This is a genomic window from Kitasatospora sp. NPDC015120, assembly GCF_043080305.1.
Taxonomy (GTDB): domain Bacteria; phylum Actinomycetota; class Actinomycetes; order Streptomycetales; family Streptomycetaceae; genus Kitasatospora.
In genome coordinates, this window is the sequence record NZ_JBIBVJ010000042.1 from 1 (window position 1) to 5,324 (window position 5,324).

General features: G+C 71.9%; 3 protein-coding genes and 1 pseudogene. All 4 read right to left on the reverse strand.

The window, feature by feature from the left end; genetic code table 11:
- Nucleotides 1-43: 43 nt before the first annotated feature.
- The gene (locus ACF1AK_RS35980; protein ID WP_391503049.1) at nt 44-790 is read right to left on the reverse strand and encodes a DUF742 domain-containing protein; all 747 of its coding nucleotides are present in this window, start codon (nt 788-790) and stop codon (nt 44-46) included.
- A 161-nt stretch (nt 791-951) separates the two neighbouring features.
- The gene (locus ACF1AK_RS35985; protein WP_030312881.1) at nt 952-1,365 is read right to left on the reverse strand and encodes a roadblock/LC7 domain-containing protein; all 414 of its coding nucleotides are present in this window, start codon (nt 1,363-1,365) and stop codon (nt 952-954) included.
- A 10-nt stretch (nt 1,366-1,375) separates the two neighbouring features.
- Nucleotides 1,376-4,825 carry a nitrate- and nitrite sensing domain-containing protein gene (locus ACF1AK_RS35990; protein ID WP_391503050.1) on the reverse strand — a complete coding sequence of 1,150 codons (3,450 nt, stop codon included), beginning with the start codon at nt 4,823-4,825 and terminating at the stop codon, nt 1,376-1,378.
- A 400-nt stretch (nt 4,826-5,225) separates the two neighbouring features.
- Nucleotides 5,226-5,324: pseudogene (locus ACF1AK_RS35995) on the reverse strand (ATP-binding protein); the annotation flags it as partial.

Consider the following 5,324-nt stretch of genomic DNA (forward strand, 5'->3'; position numbering starts at 1 on the left):
GACGATCTTCGCGGAGGTGGTGGCGCGGGTGGGGGCGGCCGCGTTAGAGCTTGCGAAGTCCACTGAGGACCCTTTCGAGCAGCGTGACGTCGGGCTGGTTTCCGGTTTCGCCGCCGGAAGCGGGCTGGTGGATGGCGACGAGGCCAGCCTCGGCCAGGTCGGCCACGAGGATGCGGGCCACTCCCAGGGGAAGGGAGAGCAGCGCCGACACCTCGGCCACGGACTTGACCTCGGTGCACAGGGTGCAGATCCGCTGATGCTCGGGGAGCAGGGTGGCCAGGCGTTGCGGATCCACGTCGGCGGAGACGAGCGCCTCCAGGGCGAGCTCGTACCGGGGCCGGGTCCGTCCGCCGGTCATCGCGAACGGGCGGATCAGCGGTCCGGAGTCCGGCTCGTCCTCGAAGTCGTCGCCCGCTCCGGCGTCCTGGCCCGGTCCGTGGTGACCGGGCGCCGGGGCGGGGTGTCCGGCCGGCTGCCCGGCGACCGGGCCGCGGCCGGGGAGGTGGCCGGAGTAGTGGCCGGGCTGCTGCCCGACCGTTCCGTCCGGGTAGCCGGGCGGGGGAGCGTCGTACGAGGGCCGGGGCTGGGCGTACTGGTCGTACTGTCCCGGCGCGTACGGCTGGCCGTACGACGGCCGGCCGTAGTGCTGGCCGTGCTGGCCGTGCTGGCCGTGCAGCGGCTGGTCGTACTGCTGACCGTGGCCGACGACGCCGGGTGCTCCGAAGGCGTCATGGCCTGTGCCAGGGTACGGAACGCCGTACTGGCCGCTGCGGTCGTCGGGCGGTGTCACGGTTCCTCTCCTCACAGGGTGCGGCGGTGCGTTGCGAGCTCGGGCACGGGTCCGGAGCCGGTGGTGCGAAGGCCGTACAACGTCCGATCCCGAGCCCGCCGAAGCGGGCCCGGGACGAACGCGGAGGTGCTTCGAATACCTGGACGGTATCCGACGGACCGTCAGTGCAGGAGACTGCCCTGGAGTTCTGCGCGCAGTGCGGGGGTGAGAACGGCGCCGGCGCGGTCGACGAGCAGGGCCATCTCGTAGCCGACCAGGCCGATGTCGGAGTCGGGGGCGGCGAGGACGGCGAGCGCGGAGCCGTCGCTGATGGCCATCAGGAAGAGGAAGCCGCGCTCCATCTCGACGACGGTCTGGTTGACCTCGCCGCCCTCGAAGATCCGGCTGGCGCCGGTGGTGAGGGAGGTGAGGCCGGAGGCGACGGCGGCGAGCTGGTCGGCGCGGTCGCGGGGGAACCCTTCGGACATGCACAGCAGGAGGCCGTCCGCGGAGACCACCACCGTGTGCGACACCCCGGGGGTGTTGTCCACGAAATTGGTGATCAGCCAGTTCAGGTTCTGTGCGGCCTGGCTCATCTGACTCAACTCAACGCTCCTGGTGGTTCGAGCCGCCGAAGAGATCGGTGCTGCGATTCTGCTGTCCGTTGCCGGACGGGTCTACCTGATCGGGGTCGATCCGGAAGCTTCCGGTGGTACCGGCGTTGCGGCCCTGCTCGACGCCGCGGCGCAGGTTGGTGAGACGGCCGCGGACCTCCTCGGGCGTGCGGGAGACCTGCGGGCCGTCCTGCGGGGTGGGCTTGGCGTTGCCCGCCACCAGGTTCTGCTTGGGCACGCGCCGGGGCAGGCCGGCCTGGGTGGTGCCGCCGGAGGAGGGCTCGCGGAGCTTCTCGGCGCGCTGCCAGTCACCGTCGTTGGGCGACTGCCAGGCCGCGGTGCCGGCGGCGGTCGGGCCGGTGGGCCCGTAGCCGCCGAGGGCGGACACGTCGTGGCCGCGCGGTTCGTCCGGGGCGGCCGAGGTGTCCTTGGCGCCGGTGAACCAGTTGGGGCTGTCCCCGCCGCCGTTGGCGTCCTGCTGGGTGGAGGGGAAGCCGCCGCCGGCGAGCTGCTGGCCGGGGCGGCGCTGCGGCAGCCCGGACGGCAGGGTGGCGGGGGCGGCGTCGGCGGCCGGGAGGGCGGGCTGCTCGGGGGCGTACGGGTGGCCCGCCGGGGCCTCCTCGGCCTGGCCGGCGTACTGGTCGTCGTAGCCGGCGCCCTGGTAGCCGCCCTCGCCGCCGTAGCCGTCCTGCTGCCCGTACTCGTCGGCCCGGCCGTACTCGTCGTAGCCCTGCTGCGGGTACTGGCCGTAGCCGTCCTGCTGGTAGCCCTCGTCGTAGCCGGTGCCCTGGCCGTACTCGTCCTGGTAGCCGTACTGGTCGCCGTCGTAGCCGGACTGCCGGTAGCCCTGCTGCGGGTACTGCTCGTCCTGGCCGTAGGCCTCGTCGTTGCGGCGGCCGTAGGCCGGGTAGTCGTCCTCGCCCTCGGCGTCCACCACCGGCGGCAGCTCCGCCTGCGGGCCGGCCTCCAGCGCGGCGCGGCGGACCTGGTCCAGGCGCTGCGAGCGCTGGACGGCCTCCAGGGCCGGGCTGAAGCCGGTGGGGCCGGCGTTGCCGATGCCGGTGAGGTGGTCGTCGAAGCCGAGTTCGGCGGCGCTGCGGACCGCGTCGTGGTCGGCGGGCCACTCGGCGGACGGCTCCTGGTCGGCGAAGATCCGGGAGACGGTGAACTGCTCCTCGGGCTCCGGCGCCGCCGCCATGTGGGTGAGGAACGGCGGCAGCATGACCAGCGAGGTGGTGCCGGCCGACTCGCCGGACGGGCGGAGCTGGACGCGGATGTCGTGCCGCTGGGAGAGCCGGCCGACCACGAAGAGGCCCATGCGGCGGGAGATGGTGGCGTCGACCGTGGGCGGCTCGGCCAGCTTCTCGTTGATCTCGGCGAAGTCCTCGGCGGTGAGGCCGATGCCCTTGTCGTGGATCTCGACGAGCACCCGGCCGTCCGGCAGGCGGGTCGCGTTGACCAGCACCCGGGTCTGCGGGCTGGAGAAGGTGGTGGCGTTCTCCAGGAGCTCGGCGAGCAGGTGGACGAGGTCGGTCACGGCGGCGCCGACGACCTCGGCCTCGGGGATGCCGGAGAGCTCGACGCGCTCGTACTGCTCCACCTCGGACGCGGCGGCGCGCAGCACGTCGACCAGCGGGACCGGGGTGTTCCAGCGGCGGCCGGCCTCCTCGCCCGCGAGGACGAGCAGGTTCTCGCCGTTGCGGCGCATGCGGGTCGCCAGGTGGTCCAGCTTGAAGAGGTTCTCCAGCTGGTCCGGGTCGGCCTCGTTGTTCTCCAGGTCGGTGATCAGTGCCAGCTGGCGCTGGATGAGGCTCTGGCTGCGGCGCGAGAGGTTGGTGAAGATCGCGTTGACGTTGCCCCGGAGCAGTGCCTGCTCGGCGGCGAGCGCGACCGCCTGCCGGTGGACCTGGTCGAAGGCCCGGGCGACCTCGCCGATCTCGTCCTTGCCGTGCAGCGGGATCGGGGTGACGTTGGTGTCCACCCGGTCCGGGTCGGTCTTGGAGAGCCGTTCGACCAGCTCGGGCAGGCGGTGGTCGGCGATCTCCAGGGCGGCGTTGCGCAGGGTGCGCATGCCGAGGATCATCGAGCGCGCCACGTAGCCGGTGAGGACACCGGCGAGGATCAGCGCGGTGAGCACGATCAGCGAGTTGAGGATGGCGTCGAAGCGGGCGTTGTCCCGCAGTTCGGCGGCGTCCTGGAGCACGTCGTCCAGCAGCACGACCTCGGTGGCGCGGAGGCTGGAGATGTGGGTGTTGGCGGCCTGGTTCCAGTTCTCCGGGGTCAGACCGGAGTCCTTGGCTTCCTTATAGGCGCGGTCGGCGACCTCCTTGCCCTGGGACTGCCCGGTGGCGGCGGCCTGGGTGTAGGCGGTGCCGATGTTCAGCAGGCCCTGCATGGTCGGGACGCTGCCGTTGGGCATCCGGTAGGCGGCGCGCTGGTCGGCGTTGGCCTGGGCGACCTGGGCGGCGGAGTACTTCGCGGCGTCCTCGGGGGCGCTGCCGGTGTTGAACTCGGAGAGCGCGGTCTGCTCCAGGCGCTGGGCGACCAGCAGCTGCTGGATGAGGTCGACGTTCTCGTACCGGGTGGTCTTCTGCGCGGAGATGCCGACCAGCAGCTGGAGCATGAGGGCGCGCTGGGTCGAGGCGGAGGCCTTGGCCAGCGACATGGCGTAGATCGAGCGGCCCTTGCTGGTCAGGTTGGACGAGCCGAGGCCGACCGAGTTGTCGTAGGACAGCAGCGGGGCGTACATCACCGAGTAGGCGCTGACGGTCGCGGAGGCGAAGAGGTTGTCCGCGTAGGCGGCGGCGCGCAGCTGCGGCAGGTGGACGACCACGGACTGGAAGGCCTCGTGGCGCCGGGGGAGCTCGCCGGACTTGTCGCTGGCCTCGTAGGCCGCGTTGTACGCCTTGAGGGCGGCGTCGGTGGTCGAGCGCGCCTTGGTGACGTCGTTGTTCGGGTCCTGCTTGGTGATCAGGGGTATGAGCGTCTTGTCGCGCTCGCTCTCCAGCGCCTCGGCGAGCTCGGTGGCGGCCTTGGCGAGGGTGGCGGTGCGCTGGGCGCGGTCGGCCTTGATGAAGCCGTCGATCGAGGTGTTGACGCGCAGTCCGCCGAAGACCAGGCCGATGACGACCGGGATCAGCAGGATCGCGATCAGTCGGGCGGGCACGCGCCAGTTGCGCGGGCGCACGAAGTCGTACCGGCTGCTCCTGGGGCCGGTGTCGTCCGTCCCCGAGCCGCTGCCGCTGCCGGGGGTGGAGCCGGTGCCGGTGCCCGGGCCGGACGCGCGGTCCGTGCCGGGCTGCTGCGGTGCCGGGGCGGCCTGCGGCCGTTCCTCGGCCGGTGTGAACGCCGAGAACCCGCCCGGTTCCGGTGCGGTGCCGTTCGGCTCGCTCTGGCGGGGCTCGGAGCGCCGCTGCGGGGCGACCTGCTGCTTACGCCTCACTCGACAACTACCTCTCGGCCGACAGCCGGCCATGGATCAATCCAGCGCTACCCCCGGGGGCCGCCCGCTCCGGGGAGCGGCAGCCGTACGGGATCCAGGGGTAGCTGGAATTTCAGCACGTGCAGGGATGGGGGACAAACAGCTGCTGGTGGGCGTACTGGGCGGTGCAATTCAGGACATTCGCCGACATGTTGGCGCAAAACTATGGTCTTCTGGCGCTGAGTGACGCTGATTCGCTACAAACAGTCATTGTTGATCACGAAATGCCTACCGAACTGTTATCCGCTGCTTATGAGGGGGTCTTGCGCCGGGCGCCCGGACGACACCCCTCCGCAAGCGAACGCGCCCCGGCGCCCCGTCGGCCTGACGGGGTGCCGGGGCCGCCGACCTCGGACTCCGCTCAGCGCAGGCGGGCGAGGAGGGCGTGTTCGACGAGGGTGATGAGGGCGCTCTTGGCGCTGTCGCGGCGTCGGGCGTCCAGGGTGATGACGGGGGTGTC